11 protein-coding genes are annotated in these 20,943 nt (G+C 41.1%); 4 read left to right on the top strand and 7 right to left on the bottom strand.

From position 1 onward, the window contains the following. The first annotated feature begins 1 nt into the window (after position 1). The 4 genes from LVD16_RS12745 to LVD16_RS12730 all read left to right on the top strand — a co-directional run bounded on the left by LVD16_RS12745 (position 2) and on the right by LVD16_RS12730 (position 3,709). On the top strand, positions 2-478 hold the full coding sequence (locus LVD16_RS12745) for a sterol desaturase family protein (RefSeq protein WP_233774330.1): 477 nt from the start codon (positions 2-4) through the stop codon (positions 476-478). Further along, on the top strand, positions 478-1,173 hold the full coding sequence (locus LVD16_RS12740) for a lycopene cyclase domain-containing protein (protein ID WP_233774329.1): 696 nt from the start codon (positions 478-480) through the stop codon (positions 1,171-1,173). The genes LVD16_RS12745 and LVD16_RS12740 overlap by 1 nt, the downstream gene beginning before the upstream one ends. Before the next feature lie 86 nt (positions 1,174-1,259). Beyond that, a complete protein-coding gene (locus tag LVD16_RS12735) occupies positions 1,260-3,182 on the top strand; it encodes a cellulase family glycosylhydrolase (RefSeq protein ID WP_233774328.1) in 1,923 nt (640 codons plus the stop codon). Positions 3,183-3,253: 71 nt separating this feature from the next. Beyond that, on the top strand, positions 3,254-3,709 hold the full coding sequence (locus LVD16_RS12730; RefSeq protein WP_233774327.1) for a hypothetical protein: 456 nt from the start codon (positions 3,254-3,256) through the stop codon (positions 3,707-3,709). Here LVD16_RS12730 and LVD16_RS12725 read toward each other — a convergent pair. From LVD16_RS12725 to LVD16_RS12695, 7 genes are all read right to left on the bottom strand, one after another. After that, positions 3,706-4,287 (bottom strand): hypothetical protein, encoded by a 582-nt coding sequence (locus tag LVD16_RS12725; protein WP_233774326.1) that lies wholly within the window; start codon positions 4,285-4,287, stop codon positions 3,706-3,708. The two genes, LVD16_RS12730 and LVD16_RS12725, sit on opposite strands and share 4 nt — an antisense overlap. Continuing rightward, positions 4,288-4,746, bottom strand: a complete 459-nt coding sequence (locus LVD16_RS12720) for a response regulator (protein WP_233774325.1) — start codon at positions 4,744-4,746, stop codon at positions 4,288-4,290. Next, positions 4,731-6,707: a PAS domain-containing sensor histidine kinase gene (locus tag LVD16_RS12715; RefSeq protein ID WP_233774324.1), complete on the bottom strand. Its 1,977-nt coding sequence runs from the start codon at positions 6,705-6,707 to the stop codon at positions 4,731-4,733. The genes LVD16_RS12720 and LVD16_RS12715 overlap by 16 nt, the downstream gene beginning before the upstream one ends. 113 nt (positions 6,708-6,820) lie before the next feature. Then, on the bottom strand, positions 6,821-15,349 hold the full coding sequence (locus tag LVD16_RS12710; RefSeq protein WP_233774323.1) for an NIDO-like domain-containing protein: 8,529 nt from the start codon (positions 15,347-15,349) through the stop codon (positions 6,821-6,823). A 79-nt stretch (positions 15,350-15,428) separates the two neighbouring features. Beyond that, positions 15,429-16,652, bottom strand: coding sequence for a hypothetical protein (locus LVD16_RS12705; RefSeq protein WP_233774322.1), 1,224 nt, complete (start codon positions 16,650-16,652; stop codon positions 15,429-15,431). A gap of 6 nt (positions 16,653-16,658) precedes the next feature. Next, positions 16,659-17,738 carry an outer membrane beta-barrel protein gene (locus tag LVD16_RS12700; RefSeq protein WP_233774321.1) on the bottom strand — a complete coding sequence of 360 codons (1,080 nt, stop codon included), beginning with the start codon at positions 17,736-17,738 and terminating at the stop codon, positions 16,659-16,661. Between the two features lies 1 nt (position 17,739). Beyond that, positions 17,740-20,868 (bottom strand): nSTAND1 domain-containing NTPase, encoded by a 3,129-nt coding sequence (locus tag LVD16_RS12695; RefSeq protein ID WP_233774320.1) that lies wholly within the window; start codon positions 20,866-20,868, stop codon positions 17,740-17,742. Between the last annotated feature and the right edge of the window lie 75 nt (positions 20,869-20,943).

Genomic DNA, 20,943 nt, shown 5'->3' with positions numbered 1-20,943 from the left:
TATGCCTCAAGCATTGTTAATAATTATCTGTGCAGCCATAGTAATTGGCGTCTTTCTATTTATGGAAGGAGTAGCCTGGTTTGCTCATAAATACATTATGCATGGTTTCCTTTGGTCTTGGCATAGATCTCACCATAAGCATCATAACCATACGCTGGAGCGTAATGATCTCTTTGCGCTGGTATTTAGCATTCCGTGCATCAGCTTGTTTTATTATTCCACTCTGGTGGTATATAATCCATATCTTATTGCGGTAAGCATAGGCATATTGTGTTATGGATTATTCTATATGGTCTTTCATGATATCATTGTTCACCAAAGAGTAAAATGGTGGCCACGTAATCGTTCCAAATACCTCAATAGAATGATAAAAGCGCACCATATCCATCATAAGAAGCATACGAAAGAAGATTGTGAGGCTTTTGGATTCCTGTATGCTCCTAAAAAGTTTGAAAACCGCGACATCAAACAAGGCTAATGAGCGATAAATGGCTTTATTTAATGCTCAATCTTGGAGCTATATCAGTCCCGTTTTTGTGCAGTTTTTATAAAAAAGCAAACTTCTCTAAAACATGGAAGGCATTGGTTCCTGCCATTATAATTCCTGCCGTAATTTTCATTGTATGGGATGTTCAATTCACCAAATGGGGGGTTTGGGGTTTTAATCCACGATACCTCTCAGGGTTATACTTCTTTGGCCTGCCCATAGAAGAATGGTTATTCTTTATCACTATACCTTATGCCTGTACCTTCACCTATTTTGCCATGGGCCATCTGGTTAGTCGTCCTCCATTAAAACCAATACACAAAATCATCAGCGGCCTCTTAATTATTTCATTATTTTCAATCGCTCTATTAAACTTATCCAAGGCCTATACTTCCACCACTTTCATCAGCCTGTCGGTCTTGCTCCTGGTACTGCTGCTTTTGGATATTCCGTTGGAAAGATTCTATCTAACTTTTCTTATTATACTCATACCATTTTTCATCATCAATGGCATATTAACAGGAAGCTTCATCCCAGAAGAGGTGGTTTGGTATAACAACGAGGAAAACCTTGATATTAGAATGTTTACCATACCTGTGGAAGATACCTTCTATGGCATGCTATTACTTGTCATGAATACTGAACTTTATACCTATTTCCAGAAAAAACTCGCCCATAAAAATTGAGTCTTCACTATTATCTTACATGAGCTGACCATTGCTTAAGTGTATTGTTACATTATTAATCAAAGTTCAACCTAACATATACATTTATGACACACGTGAAGACGCAATTCTTTGCTGTAAGCAAAGTCTTATTGGCTATTGTATTAACCTTTACCTTAACCCTTTTACAAGCTCAACCTCCCCTCACAGTAAGTGGCAATCGCATTTTAAGTGGTGGGCAAGAAAAAAGCTTCGCCGGCAACAGCTATTTCTGGAGTAATACCGGTTGGGGCGCAGAACGATTTTACAACTCGGGCACCGTATCCTGGCTAAAGAATGACTGGGAAGCTACCATAGTACGCGCGGCTATGGGGGTAGAAGCCGACGGAGGCTACTTAACTGACCCTACCGGCAATAAAAACCGGGTAAAAGCTGTGGTAGATGCCGCAATTTCTGAAGGAATCTATGTGATAATAGATTGGCATTCGCATAATGCGGAAAATTATCAATCTCAGGCGATCAGCTTTTTCCAGGAAATGGCTAGCACCTATGGCAACACCAACAACGTAATCTATGAGATTTATAATGAGCCACTTGGTGGAGCATCATGGAGCGGGCAGGTGAAGCCTTATGCTGAGGCAGTTATAGCTGCGATAAGAGCCATAGATCCTGATAATTTGATTGTAGTGGGTTCACCCACCTGGTCACAGGATGTAGATGTGGCCTCTCAAAATCCGATTACAGGATATGCTAATATCGCCTATTCATTGCATTTCTATGCTGGTACACATGGTCAGTATTTAAGAGACAAAGCTACCACAGCTATGAACAATGGCATTGCCATAATGGTAACCGAATATGGAACTGTGAACGCCAATGGCGATGGTGCTGTTGCAGTAAATGAAACTAATTCCTGGATGCAATTTCTAAAAGCCAATGGCATTACTCATGTAAACTGGTCAGTGCATGACAAGGTGGAAGGCGCTTCAATACTGAAACCAGGTGCCAGCAGCACAGGTGGGTGGAGCACTGGTGACCTCACAACATCCGGAGTGTTTGTACGCGATATAATGAAAAACTGGGGCACTACCATAGGCGGAGGCGGGAACGGCGCTCCTACCGCCTCTATTAACGCCAGCACAACCTCTGGCACCGCTCCTCTCTCAGTTAACTTTAGTGGTACTGGCTCCACCGATCCTGACGGCGACGCCCTGTCCTACTCATGGAACTTCGGTGACGGAAGCTCGGGATCTGGTGCCAATGTAAGTCACACGTTTACCTCTAATGGTAATTTCACAGTTACACTCACGGTGAATGACGGCCATGGAAACTCAGATAATGCCTCGGTAACCATCACGGTAAGTTCTAATCCTGGAGGTGGCGGATGTTCTTTTAATACTCCTCGTAACTCTCCTCTGCCCTCAGGGCAACAACGGTACACTTACGCCCATGTTTCCAGCGGAGGACCAAACCTGAGTAATGTGGCAGATTTCACCATCAACTGGGATCTTCAGAATAATGGCTTGTATCAGTTTTCCATTCAAACTAATAACGGTGTACCTACCTGGTGGAAAGACCTGAGACCAAACCTCTCCCAATCATTTAATCAATCTCAACCAGATGTGACTATATCAGGCAGTGGATTTAATGGTTTAGATGGAAGCTATTGGGTCAATTTTGATGGTGGTAACTTGGTAATGGTAAGTAAAACCGGCAGTTTCTATATTTATTTCTCAAACAATGCCTCAGCTCCGGCATGTATCACGTCAGCAAGACTGGGAAATGATTTAGAAAATCAGAACATTTCAGTTCTGTACCCCAACCCAAGTCATGATTATTTTAATATCAGATTAGAATCTTTGGAAAGCGTTCAACAACTTGAACTTCTGGACAGCAGTGGAAAATTGATCAATACATTTACACCTACAAGCAATGAGCTTCAATTTGGTTCTGAGCTAAAAAGTGGGATTTACCTATTGAAAATCCATAAGAAAGATGAAGTGCAAACTTTGCAACTGATTAAAAAGTAATCATACCATAATTGAAAATATAAGTTCAGAGAAAAATTACTATATTAATACTAAGTTGAAGATTAGCTAAAATGCGGTATTTACAATTAATTTTTCTCTGTTCTTTATTCATATCATACTCGGCCCTCTCTCAGGATGCATCAGAGGTAGATTACTGCGGCTTTATCCTCACACCACCGTCAGAATGTCAAATAAGTGGAGAGCAGGAGGTCAATTGCGATGGCTATGTTGTACAATGGCTATACATGAACAACCTAATGCTCAAGTCCATGCCTGAGCAATTTATTGATCAATTGGAAGACAAGCTGAAGAAATTCTCAAAGAAAGAAATCAGCTGCACCTCTTTTGATTATGATTTGGAAGGCTATAAAATCAGTTATAAAAACAAAGGTGAGATATATTATAAAATCATCGTTTATGGTGTAGTCAATATTCAGCCCGTTATGCTCAATATTTCCCTGTCTAAAGAGCCCAAGACTAATGAGTCGCTCCCTGAGTTTATTCAAACCATTTTTACATTAAACTAGTCCTGCAATTTCTCAATAGCTCCAGGGTATAAAGTGACCAGCAGCGTCTCTTGCCCTACTATCTCATTAAAGTGAAGTTTAAACTGAATCAGAGTTGGCAGAAGGCTTTCTTTTCTATGAGTTTCTCTTTGAAAATAAATGTCTACCAGATCTGGGAGCGTACTGTTAATAATTGAATTTTGGAGTTCATATACATAAGTTAACTCCTGGGTAGTATCAAAATCAAGCTCGGAAAGTATTTGAGTGGCTTGAGCCGTTTCCCAGGCGGTGCTGGTAACCAGAGAACTTATGAGATTCTCCTGACCTGTTAATGCTCCAATATCTAAAAAGTGGTCCTTTATTAATTCTTCCTGAAGGGAATCGTTTTTGATAATTTCGTCAATGTGCTTTAGTATTTTGGAATGCTTCTCTTTCCATTGCGTCATGATTACCTGATTCTGCTCCATTTCTTTGAGCAAACTTTCTTTAGCCACCTTTACCTTTTGTGAAGTTTGGTACTTCTGAGCAAGGCTATTGATAAAGAGGGCAAACAAAACGCTGAATACGATTAGAAGACCTTCACCTAAATATTTCTTCATTTATAAATCGGAAACGGGGTTTGGTTGTTGATTGGTTATCACCCAGTACATGCCTAGCTCTCCGATCACTCTAGAAAAATCATTAAAGTTAACCGGTTTTACTATGTAGCTATTAGCTCCTAACTCATAGCATCGGTCTATATCAGGAAGTTCGTTAGATGAGGTTAATATTACTATTGGAATGTTTCTAGTTCTAGGGTCCGCCTTTACCTGTTTTAAGATTTCTATGCCTCCAATCTTGGGTAGCTTCAGGTCTAATAATATAAGCTTAGGATTGAAATTCCAGTCTTTCTCTGACGCATATTTACCTTGGCCGAAGATAAAATCGAGAGCCTCAGCACCATCATCGATGTGCTTCATATGATTAGCCAGATTATTCTTCCTCAAATTACGAATGGTCAGTTCTGCCTCATGAGGATTATCTTCTATCAACAACAATTCAACTAGTTCAGTGTCCATATTTCTTGAGTTACAGTTTGTTCCTGAGGCATTGTAAAATAAAAAGTAGCGCCATTACCTTCTTCAGCCTCCGCCCAAATTTCACCTCCATGTTTTTTAATTATTTTTTGTACTATTGCCAAACCAACCCCAGTGCCTTCAAATTCCGAATCTTTGTGTAATCTTTCAAAAACACCAAAAATTTTATCAGAATATTGCATGTTAAACCCGGCACCATTATCCTTAATATAATATGTAATTTCATTATTATTTTCAAAACAACCTATTTCAATAATAATTTTATCCTTTTTTTGTGAATATTTAAGAGCATTAGAAATTAGATTAACTAAGACTTGTCTAATTAGGGCCCTGTCACAGTTAAAGTTTTCTATTTTACCTATGATTACCTCAATATTCTGATTTTCCATAAGGCTTATCTGTTCAGACAGCACTTCATTAATTAATTTCTCAAAATCTACATGACTTAGACTTAAGCTCTGCCTGCCTAACTTGGCAAATGATAGTAGTTCGTCAATAAGGTTACCCATTTTCACCGCATTTCGTGAAATTACCTCAAAAAGCCTCTGGGCTCCTTCATCCAAATCTTTATAATCTTCATTTAAAATAGTGATGTACCCATCTATTATTCTAAGCGGAGCTCTTAGATCATGAGCAACGGTATACGAAAAAGCCTCCAATTCCTTATTGGCTTCTTCCAGCTTCGCCTCTCTAACACGCCTTTCTGTAATGTCTGACACAAACAGTGTCATGCCTATGATATCATGATTATGATCATAAATAGGACGGTACTTCTTCTCATGCCAGGCGTTAATTTCTTTAATGAATTTTTCCTCAGTAATGATCTCTCCTTTAAATACTCTTTTACACTTATCCTTTAACTCTAATCGCTCTTTTTCATTTAAAATTATTGACCAAAGAGATTGACCATGATCTATCTCCACGCCATAAATTTTTCTTACACCTTTCTGAAAACTGGTATTAAAACTTATACATCTATATTGTTTATCAATAGATATAATAGACATATCATTTAGACTGTTAATACTGGATTTTAACAATGTAGAGGTGAGCAAATTCTTCTCTTCAGCCTTTATTCTCAGTTTCTCCTTCTGATTTATCTTGGCAGAAGCTTTCCATATGAAAAAGCCGTTTGAAATAATGAGCGTACATATAACAAGAGTAATACCCAGCTCATCAGAAATAATGAGTAATCTATGTGATAACGAAGCAAAAAATCCAGCCAAAAACGTTACTGTAACGGATAATGGTAATAGTAACCTGGCCATAAAGCCACCCGTTAAAGGGCTTGTTATTTCCCGCATAATGGCTTTGTTAGATGTTCTAAATAACAGGGCCAATTGCAATAAGAAAAAACCAATGGCAGTATGAATGGCCATTGGAAAATACTCTAACATCCCATAATATTCTTCAGCTTTATAGGCATACCCTATAATGGAAAAACCAGCAAGAATAATGACTAACAATGCTAATATTTGAGTCACATATGGCAAATAATCCCTTTTAAGGAGGATAATGGCTGCATTACTCAATAGAAAGCAAATGGCAGTATTCGGAGCCATACGGTTAGATACAGTACCTTCAGCCTCTACCCAGAGCCTTCCCTTAAACACCAATTGATCTAATTGAAATGAAGTATCCAGAATTAGCAGAATAAGATGACCTATAACAATTGTACCCGTTAGAACTGCTACGAAATAAGAAAATGATTTCTTTTTAGACCCTAAGCAGAAAGCAATTGCCGTTAAGATAAAGCAGATAGCTGTAAGCGGATTCATAGCTACCAGCCCGGGAATAGGCCTCTTTATCCATTCTACATCTAGGAACCAGCCTACAATTACTAGAATACCCAGGGAAAAAATGAAATACATTAAATAAGAAGAGACCTTATTCAATGCCGACCTCAATTTGGTCTTAACACCACCGCTACTCTTTCCGGCCATGACCATTAGAATTAATCTTTCAACAAATGCCTTGACTAAATAGAGTATGAATATAATGAAATAGATTCAATTAATTATTGATTAAATCACAATTAATTGAATCTATTTTATCCTTAGCGGTGAGTCACAGCTATTTTAGTAAACATGATTTGCTGGTCATCCTGATAGATTATAACGTAGTATATTCCTCCGGCCAACTTTGATACATCAATACTTGAAGAGTTGTTATCCAAAGTGAAGTTACCATCTAGCATTTCGATACCTCGCTGATCTACCAACTTGTATGATAACTTATCATTAAAGTTATTTTTAAACTTGAAGTTCACAGTATTCGAAGCTGGATTCGGGTATATGCTTACCATATCATAGGAAAGAGCTCTGATTCCAGTAATCTCTCCAGACATTTTAGGGAAAATATCTATTTCTGCAGCTGTATAGACCTCTTTGGTAGATCTGTTTTGTACAAATGCTACGTATTGCAACTTGCTACCATTATAAAGATTGGTATTGATTTCCCACTCACCTCGTAAGGTCTTGGAGCTACCATTTGTCCATGTGATATTCAAACTTTCTCCTTCGCCTCCAAAGAGTAACTTCTTGAGCACTTTACTATAGGTGGTGCCATTACCTAAAACAATGTCATTTTCTACTACTGCCAGGTGAACAATAACCTCTTCGTTGAAGTCTCTTAAAGCGGTAACTGTAACTTCTGCCTGCACTGAAGTAGAAGTAGCTGAAAGCGTATCAATAGCGATATCGAAATAAGCATCAAGTACTCGTTTCTCTATCTCTACCTGATCAATATCAAATGGCGTTGTGTACTTTTCTCCATCTAAAATTGCCACTGGAGCCTGGGACACTCCGTAATAAATAGCTCTTGCACTAGGATCTGATTCATTATCATCGTTTAACGGATCTTCTCCAGAATCGTCAATATGATATTGGAGCATTACAAAGTCACGGTTCTCAACGGGCAACGTTTCATTTTCCAGCGTTTCAAAATAACCTATGGATTGGTTACTAATATCCAACTCGGAGTCTACAAAATGCTCCAGAAGCACTTTCTTCGCTTTATCTCCGATATAAATATTATCAAACGCAAACCCGTCATGATGTTTATCTATAGGGTTGTTAGCATCACTGGCAAAGGCAATTCGGAATCTCACCAAATTTCTCTCTTCTTTTGGTATATCATCTAAACTGAATCTTGCAGAAAGCCACTCTTCGGTAAGACCTGTCCAGCCTTTGTCACCCTCATTGTAATTCGCTATCGAGTAACTATCATTATCTCCAGGACGGCCAATAATACCTTGTTGGTTATACCACTCTATGCCTTCATTGATATCTCCAATATTATACCAGGTTAACCCTTGATTTGTGCTGTATTGTATTACAGCTCCGTCAAATCCATCCTGAGTATCAAACTGTACATCTAGAGAGATCATAGGTCGCTTTAATTGTGATAAATTAAAACATGGTCCATAGACATAAGAATCTTCGCTATTGTAATAACCTCTATCATTTCCACCGGTCCACCACACATTATTTCCAGGACTCGTAATGACGTCGCCATCAGCTACACCCCATACCCATGAAGTGTCGCTGGCATTAATCACATTAGCAGCTGCCACCCAACCGCCGGTACCATTTTCAAAATTCTCAAAATAAGCACTTTGAGGGTTTGGTGTTACGGTGTTGTATGGTAAAATGAATAAGGTTTGAGTGGCCGAAGCTACACAACCATCATTGGTAGTCACTTCCAGTGTAACATCATAGTTACCCGTGGCATCATAATCGTGTGAAGGATCTTTAAATGTGCCGGCAGTTCTACCTCCATTAGCACCCGCAGGTATTAGGTCCCCTGGTGCACCTGTGATTATATTTCCATCACCAAAATCCCATTGGTAGGAATCAAAGGAGCTGATATCTACCGACTCAGTCATATCCTGGAAGTCGGTAGCCTGATTATTACATATAGAAGCCCAGTTAAAGCTTACATCTGGCAACTCTCCTACTCTAATATCACGTGTATAAATATCAGTACACTGCCTGTCATTAGACGTTATAAGAGTAACAGTGTAAATACCTGGTGTAGCATATTTATGTTTAGGATTTTGAACCGTGGCATTAGCGCTGCCATCACCGAAGTTCCAGTTCCAACTTACCAGGCTAGTGGCAAATGGTGTATTTGGAATAAAGGTCTCATCAGTAAAATTAATAGAATCTGCAGAGCAGGCATTGGTAACACTAAAACCTGAAACCGGACTGGCAAGAATATGCACATTACGCTTTCTAATAGAAGTAACACTTTCCGAATTCGTGTATTTATAAGTAACCTCATAAATACCTGAAACTAAGCCATCAGTTTTTAAATAATAATTACCTCCTATCAAACTAACGAGACCTGTGGTATCACTAAGAAACTCTGTAGGGGCAATTCCGCTGGCCACTGAAGGATTACCTATTAATCTAACATCACCTTGATTAGCACAAACCTGAAAATTCCCTGCCCCATCTTGAGTTGCCCCATCAACTATAAAGTTGATATTGGTAGCTGGATTTACTATAACACCTACTGTATCAGTATTATAACATCCGCTCGGATCTGTGTAAGCATAGACTATTGCATTTGGAGTACCGGTACCAATATTGGCAGCAGCAGGATCAAATTCATTAGTTCCTGGCTGCACACCAGGTCCAGAATATGTACCTCCAGAAGGATATCCTTCCATTAATACAACTGGATCATTTTCGGCATAGACAGACTGTAAACCCGTTAATGCGACTTCTGGCAGTGCGTTGATGGTTATAATTACATCATCGCTCACCAATGTACATGGCCCAGCGCCATCAGGATCGTTAGAGCTAATGGTTAGTGTTACAAAACCAGCAGCTATATCTGCAGGACTCGGTGTATAAGTACTTGCCGGATCATTAATATTTGAAAAAGTACCCGTACCTCCACTCCAGGTGATGGAGCTAGCTGCTCCTCCCATAGTGCCGTTGAGGGTATAAACTTCATTTTCACAGATTTCATCATCTGTTCCTGCGTAAACCTCTGCAGTAGGATTAGTGGTGATCGTTACCTGCATAAAATCAGCATTACATGGACCAGCAGGATCGTTAGTAGTTAATCTGAATACTAAGGCTCCAAATTCTCCAGACTGAGGAATATAATTGGCTGTCACTACAGATCCAGTGAGGCTACTAGCACTCAAAGTACCCGTACCTCCACTGATCAATGACCAATTAGCGGTAGTGGCTCCACCTCCTATGATTCCACTCAATTCAATAACACCTGGCTCACAATACACATCGCCATCGTGCTCCACTGAAACAACTTGAGGATCTTCATTAAACACTACAGTCACTTCATCAAAATCTACACAACTGCCGTTGGTCTCTGTCCAGCGGTAAACGTAAGTACCATAAGTGTTAGCTGTCACATTGCTGGTGGCTGAACTGGCGGATGAGAATGTACTTGATCCTGGGCCACTAACCTGACTCCATAAGCCTGCTCCTGAGCTGGCCACTGCAGATAAGCTGAAGGGGTTGCCTGCGTCTTTACCACATACATCACCACCTGTTCCGGCATCAGCTACTGGTTGCTCGGTGAATGTTACTACAATATTGTCGGTGCTGCTGCAGGTTCCATTGCTTTCTGTTAGTTGAAGCGTGTAGGTACCATAAGCAGTGGAAGTAGCGACCGGGTTGAAGATATTCGCATTACTAAAGCTGATGTCTGCTGCGTTGCCACTGGTAACTATCCAACTGGCATTGCTGCCTGGGATGCTTTGTATTCCTGATAAGTTGATATTTAAATCACATTCTTCCTGGCTAGCTGGGCCGGCATCGGCAACGGTGGGCTGATAGTAAATCACTGTTACCTCATCAAAGTCAACACAACTGCCATTAGTCTCTGTCCAGCGGTAAACATAAGTACCATAAGCATTAGCAGTTACATTACTGGTGGCTGAACTCGCGGATGAGAATGTGCTTGATCCAGGGCCACTAACCTGACTCCATAGTCCTGTACCTGAGCTGGCAGTTGCTGATAAGCTGAAGGGGTTGCCTGCATCTTTACCGCAAACATTGCCACCTGTTCCGGCATCAGCTACTGGTTGCTCAGTGAAGGTTACTACAATATTGTCGATGCTGCTGCAGGTTCCATTGCTTTCTGTTAGTTGAAGCGTGTAAGTACCGTAATTACTTGAAGTAGCTACCGGGTTGAAGATATTTGCATTACTGAAGCTGATATCTGCTGCATTGCCACTGGTAACTGTCCAGCTGGCGCTGCTGCCTGAGATGCTTTGAATTCCTGATAAGTTGATGTTTAAATCACATTCTTCCTGACTCGCTGGGCCGGCATCGGCAACGGTGGGCTGATAATAAACCACTGTTACCTCATCAAAGTCAACACAACTGCCGTTGGTCTCTGTCCAGCGATAAACGTAAGTACCATAAGTATTGGCAGTGACATTGCTGGTGGCTGAACTCGCGGATGAGAATGTACTTGATCCAGGGCCGTTTACCTGACTCCATAGTCCTGTACCTGAGCTGGCTACTGCAGATAAGCTGAAGGGATTACCTGCGTCCTTACCACATACATCACCACCTGTTCCGGCATCAGCTACTGGTTGCTCGGTGAATGTTACTACAATATTGTCGATGCTGCTGCAGGTTCCATTGCTTTCTGTTAGTTGAAGCGTGTAAGTTCCGTAAGTAGTTGAAGTAGCTACCGGGTTGAAGATATTTGCATTACTGAAGCTGATGTCCGCTGCATTTCCGCTTGTAACCGTCCAGTTGGCATTGCTGCCTGGGATGCTTTGAATTCCAGATAAGTTGATGTTCAAATCACATTCTTCCTGGCTCGCTGGGCCGGCATCGGCAACGGTGGGCTGATAGTAAACCACTGTCACTTCATCAAAGTCAACACAACTGCCATTAGTCTCTGTCCAGCGATAAACGTAAGTACCATAAGTATTGGCAGTGACATTGCTGGTGGCTGAACTCGCGGATGAGAATGTACTTGATCCAGGGCCACTAACCTGACTCCATAGTCCTGTACCTGAACTGGCTACTGCAGATAAGCTGAATGGGTTGCCAGCATCTTTACCGCAGACATTGCCACCTGAACCTGCATTGGCAGATGGTTGCTCGGTGAATGTTACTACAATATTGTCGGTGCTGCTGCAGGTTCCATTGCTTTCTGTAAGTTGAAGCGTGTAAGTACCGTAAGCAGTGGAAGTAGCTACCGGGTTGAAGATATTCGCATTACTGAAGCTGATATCTGCTGCGTTACCACTGGTAACTGTCCAGCTGGCGCTGCTGCCTGATATGCTTTGAATTCCTGATAAGTTGATGTTCAAATCACATTCTTCCTGGCTCGCTGGGCCGGCATCGGCTACTGTTGGCTGATAGTAAACCACTGTTAATTCATCAAAATCAACACAACTGCCGTTGGTCTCTGTCCAGCGATAAACGTAAGTGCCATAAGTGTTGGCGGTTACATTGCTGGTAGCTGAACTCGCGGATGAGAATGTACTTGATCCAGGGCCGTTTACCTGACTCCATAAGCCTGTACCTGAGCTGGCTACTGCGGATAAGCTGAAAGGGTTGCCAGCATCTTTACCGCAGACATTGCCACCTGAACCTGCATTGGCAGATGGTTGCTCGGTGAATGTTACTACAATATTGTCGGTGCTGCTGCAGGTTCCATTGCTTTCTGTAAGTTGAAGCGTGTAAGTACCGTAAGCAGTGGAAGTAGCTACCGGGTTGAAGATATTCGCATTACTGAAGCTGATATCTGCTGCGTTACCACTGGTAACTGTCCAGCTGGCGCTGCTGCCTGATATGCTTTGAATTCCTGATAAGTTGATGTTCAAATCACATTCTTCCTGGCTCGCTGGGCCGGCATCGGCAACGGTGGGCTGATAGTAAACCACTGTCACTTCATCAAAATCAACACAAGTACCATTGGTCTCTGTCCAGCGGTAAACGTAAGTACCATAAGTATTGGCTGTTACATTACTAGCTGCTGATGTAGCAGATGAGAATGTACTTGATCCAGGGCCGCTAACCTGACTCCACAAGCCTGTTCCTGAACTGGCTACTGCAGATAAGGAGAATGGATTTGCGGCATCTTTACCGCAGACACTGCCACCTGTTCCGGCATCAGCTGCAGGTTGCTCGGTGAATGTTACTACAATATTGTCGGTGCTGCTGCAGGTTCCATTGCTCTCTGTTAGTTGAAACGTGTAAGTACCGTAAGTAGTTGATGTAGCTACAGGGTTGAAGATATTTGCATTACTAAAGCTGATATCTGCTGCATTGCCACTGGTAACTGTCCAGCTGGCACTACTGCCTGGGATGCTTTGAATTCCTGATAAGTTGATGTTTAAATCACATTCTTCCTGGCTGGCTGGGCCGGCATCGGCTACTGTTGGCTGATAGTAAACCACCGTCACCTCATCAAAGTCAACACAAGTGCCATTAGTTTCTGTCCAGCGGTAAACGTAAGTGCCATACGTATTGGCGGTTACATTGCTGGTGGCTGAACTTGCGGCTGAGAATGTACTTGATCCAGGGCCACTAACCTGACTCCATAAGCCTGTTCCTGAACTAGCTACTGCGGATAAGCTGAAGGGATTACCTCCATCTTTACCGCATATACTACCACCTGTTCCGGCATCGGCTACTGGTTGCTCTGTGAATGTCACTACAATATTGTCGGTGCTGCTGCAGGTTCCATTGCTTTCTGTAAGTTGAAGCGTGTAAGTACCGAAAGTAGTTGAAGTGGCTACCGGGTTGAAGATATTAGCATTACTAAAGCTGATGTCTGCTGCGTTACCACTGGTAACTGTCCAGCTGGCATTGCTTCCTGATATGCTTTGAATTCCTGATAAATTGATGTTTAAATCACATTCTTCCTGGCTGGCTGGGCCGGCATCGGCAACGGTGGGCTGATAATAAACCACTGTTACCTCATCAAAGTCAACACAACTGCCATTGGTCTCTGTCCAGCGGTAAACGTAAGTACCATAAGTGTTAGCTGTCACATTGCTGGTAGCTGAACTCGCGGATGAGAATGTACTTGATCCAGGGCCGCTAACCTGACTCCATAAGCCTGTGCCTGAACTGGCTACTGCGGATAAGCTGAAGGGGTTGCCTGCATCTTTACCGCAAACATTGCCACCTGTTCCGGCATCGGCTGCAGGTTGCTCGGTGAATGTTACTACAATATTGTCGGTGCTGCTGCAGGTTCCATTGCTTTCTGTTAGTTGAAGCGTGTAAGTACCATAAGCAGTTGATGTAGCTACCGGGTTGAAGATATTCGCATTACTAAAGCTGATGTCTGCTGCATTGCCACTGGTAACTGTCCAGCTGGCACTGCTACCTGAAATGCTTTGTATCCCTGACAAATTGATGTTTAAATCACATTCGTCCTGGCTCGCTGGGCCGGCATCGGCTACTGTTGGCTGATAATAAACCACTGTCAATTCATCAAAATCGACACAAGTGCCATTGGTCTCTGTCCAGCGGTAAACATAAGTACCATAAGTATTGGCTGTTACATTGCTGGTAGCTGAACTCGCGGATGAGAATGTGCTTGATCCAGGGCCGCTAACCTGACTCCATAAGCCTGTTCCTGAACTGGCTACTGCGGATAAGCCGAAGGGATTTGCGGCATCTTTACCGCAAACATCACCGCCTGTTCCGGCATTGGCAGATGGATTAGCATATACTGTCACACTTTTACTATCAGAACATGGAGTGAAAGCAACGAAATCATTGGTAGTAGACCATAACTGATTATTTCTTCCAGGAACTGTATAGCCTGTTGTTCCAGATGCATTTTCTATACCTTGCAAACTGCTTTCAAGCGTAGCGTTATTGAGCGTAGTATGTATTTCTATAATATTTGTAGTCTCAAATAGTTTCAACTGCACATCCACCACATCGCTATTGGCTTTATATTCTACGCCCTCATAATTGAGAATAAATATCCTGTTTGGAGCTACTCCTTCAACCCGATATTCGATTTTATCTGTAATTGTCTTTGAGGGATCCAGATCCGCTCTTACCAGCGCAATCATATTATCAGGAGAAGCTGTAGATGGGATTACTGCTGAATTAAATGCAGCCTCTACATAAGAAGTGAAAGCTACATTGCCATTTGAAGACACAAATAATTGAGTATAGCTACTTCCAAAAAAATCAAATGAAAAACCTAAGTTAACCGCGGTTGAAAGTTGATCGTCAGTATCCTCTAAATCGCCAGCGCCATAACTAACTGTGGTCCAACCTGTTCCTGAAATAAATGGGGCAAATGCTCCCGAAGTATTTACTGAATAGATATTCGTATTAATATAATCAATGGTGTGTGTTCCTGCTCCAGCGGTGATTGGTGTAAAAACGCTTCCAGAAATGCCACTACCTGAAAAGGCTCCTCCTGATGTAAACTCAGATAGAGTCACTGCCGCATCGTCCGAGCAGTAGCTAGATGCCAATCCTGAAAAACCACACTGCCCATACCCTGTCTGGAAGGCAAAAATGCTTAGCGCAATCACTAACCCAGCTTGAAATAATAACAAGCGTGTTATAATAGAATTGCCGTTGATTTTAGTTGAGCTATTTATCATGAATGCTTAGGCTAGGAGTATTAAAATATAATACTTTTTATAATGCTAAATATCTATAAGTAACCTGATTAACTACTGGTTATAGCTTAAATTCTCCTTTTTCAGTCACCTTAATAAGGCACACCTTAGTTTGAATTCCGAGCTCTACAGTTCCTACAAATACTATGGAACCATCTGAAATCTCTTTTACTACCCCTCCTTTGTCGTCATCATCACCTCCAAAAGACTTAGACCACAAAAAGCTACCATCAGATTTCAACTTTATCAAGGCAATATCATCATGGTTATCAGCTATGCAAGTACCTAGCACTAATAAATCTCCATTACTTGATTCTAAAATTGATTTGGCCTCCACATTGGGCACCTCTTCTAAAGTCTTTTCAAATAATCTGTCAGTATTACTAGAAATACGAGCTACGTATATCCTTTTATCATCTACCCCAGGATAGCTGGTACCCACCATAGCATAGCCACCTCCTCTAAGTGATATAATATCGGCCGCGCTTTCTACATTAGTAGTACCATATAATTGAAGAGGGAAGTCAGATGTCTGATCCCCTACCCAGTTAGTGGGGAATAGATACATGTTAGAAAGTGCTTGAGGTGTGTTGCTTGTCGGTTTATGATCTGTAGTACCAAAGAAGACATAGCCATTTTCTGTTTCAAGAGCCTGTACACCTTCATCTACTCCATCCCAACCATATATATTCTTCCAAGTAACTAACCTTTGGAGGTTATTATCATACTTGATAGTGAAAATATCGTACAAGTCGTCTGCATCTTCAGTTGCTACCGAATTGGTAAAACCTGATATTACAAAACCACCATCTGACACATTAACTACTTTAACAGCTCGTTCTATGGTAACAGAATCTGGATTAACTACATCATCTGAAGCCTCCAATCCAAATGTTTGACTATTGAGTATCTCTCCATTATCATCAATCTTCCACACAAAAATGTCTACATCAGCCTCTGACACCGCTAAGTTTCCTACGATCACATACTCGCCAGATGCACCGATGACCATCTCCACTGCCGTTTCTATACCGGTACCATATTCTTTATGCCATAATTCATTACCTAATTGATCTGTTTTCGCAATGAACACAGTACCATTGGTAACATTATTTCCTAACACCAAAAAGCCATCATCAACCATCTCGAAGTCTATACCTTCCTGGTTGCCATCTTCCCCATAATATTTTATAAAATAATGACGGTATCTTTCTGTGACACTATCTTTAGTATCACAGGCAAATAGGGCCAACGCAATCATTATAGAAAATAAATACCTCATCATCCAAGTCTATTCATTTCGGAAAATTTGACTAAAAAATCCTTCCTTCGTGTACTTTCTTAATTTTCTAGGCTTATATAAAGGCCAAACATAACCTACAGTAATGGCATAATTACTCAGCCTCTTATCATCATCGATGTATCCATAGGTATAGTCAAAATCAGTTATATTATACTGATTATCAGGATCCACCATATTTCTTAACTGGCCAGTGTAACGAGCATCTATATAAATGTAGTTATAACCAATTCTGTAGTTGGTACCTATTCCAAACAGCACATAACTATTGAGCCTTTTTCGAATTTTGGAAATGTTCAATTCCGGTCCTGTTACAGGAAATTCCGTTTGAGAATCCTGGTTTTTATCATAGTAAGTAATTTGAGCTCTGGCATTGATTAAAAATTCTGAGCCAAAACCAGCATAAATAAACGGTCTCCATTTGTTCTTTTCAATGCGATATTTCAAAATTACCGGCAATTGAACCAATGCCTGATTCTCCATATAATTTTGCTCGTCTACCATAAATAAGATATTCTGGTAGCTATAGCTACGCGTAATGAAAGTAGGCTCTATACCCAGGCTCAGATGAGAATTAATATTTAAATCTGCTCCTACCCTTATCTGCACACCGCCCCCTTCACTGTAAGACTCTCTTGACTCAGCAGTATTATCCACTCCATAATTACCTAGGACGTGAATAGTGCTTAAATTTGCCCCTATGCCTCCATGTAAGGTGAAAATAGGTGTAGTAGTAAACTTCTCACTAAGGTAAACTAGGTCTATAGGAGCAGTTTCAGGGTCCGGCTTGTATTCAGGATCTAATTTTAATAAATTAAGATAACTCTCCTCTGCCTTTTCCGGCTCATCAATAAAGAGAAAGGTACGGGTAAGCAGGTGATATGCCTCGATTTTTTGATCTCGATTAAATCCCTTTTTCAAACAAGGCTCCAGCAATTCTTCAATTACGTAGAGATGCCCCTCTTCAAAATTCTGTCTGGCTGTGTTGAGAGTTTCCGTACATGACTGTGCTCTAACACCGTAACCAACAGTTATAAGAAGCATAAGAACAGTAAAAATCCTTAGTCTCATATTAATACTGGTTTAGCATTAAATTCATACATGTATTTTGAAAAGGAACTCCATGTCCTACATAAGCTTTCCATTCGTCCTCAGTCATATTTCGCACCAAAATATCACACATTTCTTTGGCCATTAATGACGGATGAGTAGGCCATACTCTAAGTTCACCATCACCGCAAGCAGCCAGTAGGTACTTAGAGTCGGGGCTATATTGAATATCCCACACGTAATCATCGTTATCTGACATTTTCAGCGGAAGTTCGCTATATTTTCTGGTCTCCCACATCTGTATAGTGTGGTCCAGGCTGGCAGAAGCCAGTAGCTTACCATCATAACTGTATTTTAAAGAACTTATACGGCTTTTGTGCCCTACGAAATCCTTGATCAGCTTTCTTGTTTCCATATTATAAATGGCAATGGTTCCATTTTCGTCACCAACGGCTAATTCCGAACCACCAGGATTAAAGGCTACGGCATGCACAGGAGTATTTACTTTGTTCACCAACACCCTTTTTCTTCCATCACTCAAATCTACCAGAACAGCTTTCCCACTTACTGTACCAGCTGCGAACATAGTACCGTCAGGGTGCATGGCAATTACTTTATATGGCTCTGGTGTAGTAGTTAGAAGTTTGCTACTCTTATCTATAACATTATTGATTCTTACCTGACCATCCTCACCTACACTGATGAAGTTATTAGTACCTGGTATAAATTTAATGTCATTAATGAAGCTTTCATGACCTCTAATTAGAGTAGGCTTTTTCTGTCCTTGTTTCAGGTTATAAATCTGTATAGACGTACTATCGCTACCACTCACTAGCCACTCGTCATTTTCACTAATAGTTAGTACTCTGTTAGGATAGTGATTACTAGCCACAATCACTGAATTATCAGGCTCGGAAATGGAAGAAGAAACAATTTTACCTTCACTACCCGTGCTGTAGAAACCATCTCCGGAATGCTTAAATACTACGGATTTAATAGAGTTTCGCTGCTTACCATCGATAGTGTTATATACCTTACCTTTGATCTGGGCTAATGCAGAATATAAGCCATTATAGATATATGGATCATACTCCCTACCTTCATAGTCTTTATTGAAAGTATAAGCTTGCTGAGCTAATAGTCCTTTCAAGTTATCGTCCTCTATCTCCAGTGATTTCACGGCCATAGATTGCGCAATTGACTGATAAAGAAGCTGTTCTGCCCTTTCTTTATTCACTCTGGCTAGCACCGCCTGAGCTTCTGACTCTAGTCTGGCGGAATCGGCCTTTTGCTTTTCAGATTCAGCGAGATCAGTCTGTTGCTGTGCATACAAATATTGCTGCAACGCATAGTTACGCTGTTTCTCGGCATCGGCTAAAGCCTCAATAGCTTCTTGTCTTGAAATAGTGGCTTCCCTTTCTCTCTCCTGGGCTAAAACTCTCTGTTCTCTGGCCTCTTTTTCATTTGCCTTAGCTTTATCCCGCTGTTCTCTGGCTTCCTCCTCTTTTACAATGGCTATATCTGCCTGCTTTCTGGCTTCAATATTATTGGTGAAAGCTAATAAGAATAAGAAGATAGAAATCACCAAAAACACAGCCAATATAATAGCCACTACCTTGGCTCTTTTCAGCAATCTCTTTTGCAGAAGCTCCTGATTCTTTTGCTCTGCCTCGTAGGTTATTCTACTGGTATCAAGAAACACAATGGCCCTCTCAAAGGCAACATCGTATCTTTGAGCCCATACTCGGGAAGGCTTTTGTTTGTTTTGCCAGTTTAATGCCAACTGCAAATCTGGTGGACGCCACAACCCAGTTTTACCCACCTGATACATAGCTGCCGCTTCAGATAAACGACGGTACATCATGGCAGATTCGTGTTCATCCTCAACCCAAACCTTCAGGCGAGTCCAGATTCTCATTAAACTTTCATGAGAAATCTCAATGATGGAGTCTGCAGTCAGAGGCACATGGGCAGCCGGCATTAGGAATGAACGGCCAGGCTGTCTGAATTTTTCTATTACTTCAATTACATCAGAATCATTAACGTTGGCTAACTCTGAAACTAATGAAAGCTTTACTGATATCCTTCTTCCGAAGTTATCATTTGTTTTTTCTGTAAGACTTTTAAAAAGTATCTCAGCGATTTCCTTTTCATGAGGTTCAAGCTCATCATAGGCCTCGTTGGCATGTTGCGACAGAGCTTCACTGATTTTTCCAATGGCATTATAATGTCTCAGATCCAGCGGCTCACCTTCCTCATGGTTCTTCACCCAATAGTCCCAGGTACGCATCAGCGCGTGCTGCATAATAGGCAGCTGATCCTGATTATCACCTATTTCATTAAGTAATCTCTTTACTAACCTATTTGAGATGTGTCCTCCACCAACAGCAACTGGCCCTTCAATGGCCATTCGCTTCTGATCTCGTGTCATCTGTGGCACCAGGTAATTACTCTGATTGATCATCTGAGTAAGACCAGGGAAAACCGCACACTCTCCCACATAATCAGATCTCATAGTGAGTGCCAGATATATCGGAGATTCTGGATTATGACAAGCTTCTAATAATAGGTTAACGTATATCTTAGACTCTTCATCTACATCATCATCATCTTCCGATTGATAGGTGAAAAGCTCTTCAAATTGATCAAGAACTATAAGTGTGTTCTCGTTACTGTCTTTTTGGATTCTATTAACTGCCTTGATCAGCCCCTCAGTATCACTCTTTAGAATAGAGGAAATAACTGATTTGCTTACCAGCTTTTCTTCAGCAGTTTTATCATTATAATCTGGTGATGCTTTTAAAAGTGATTCTGCAAGATTATCAATAGGGTTTAGACCAGGACGTGTGGTTATTACATTCCAGTTTGGACCGGTGTTGGTCATGAAACCACCATGAAGGACCGGAATAAGCCCACAATACATTAATGAAGACTTACCGCTGCCTGAATAACCCATTACAGTGATAAAACGGTTATTCGCCAGCTTCACTAATATTTCATCTACCTGCCCCTCTCGGCCAAAAAATAGGTGACACTCGTCTATACTAAATGGTCTAAGACCTGGAAATGGATTATTTCCCAGCCTACCACTATGATAGATTCCCCCTTCTGCAGAGCCCTGATCCCCTATTTTCACATCATAATTTAGCATTCAGTGCGGACTAATCTACAGTTCAAAAAGTAAGAACAATATTGTAACAACTTAAATAAAAAACAAAAGCACAAA

The organism is Fulvivirga ligni, assembly GCF_021389935.1.
Lineage (GTDB): Bacteria > Bacteroidota > Bacteroidia > Cytophagales > Cyclobacteriaceae > Fulvivirga > Fulvivirga ligni.
This window is presented reverse-complemented; position numbering and strand designations above follow the sequence as displayed.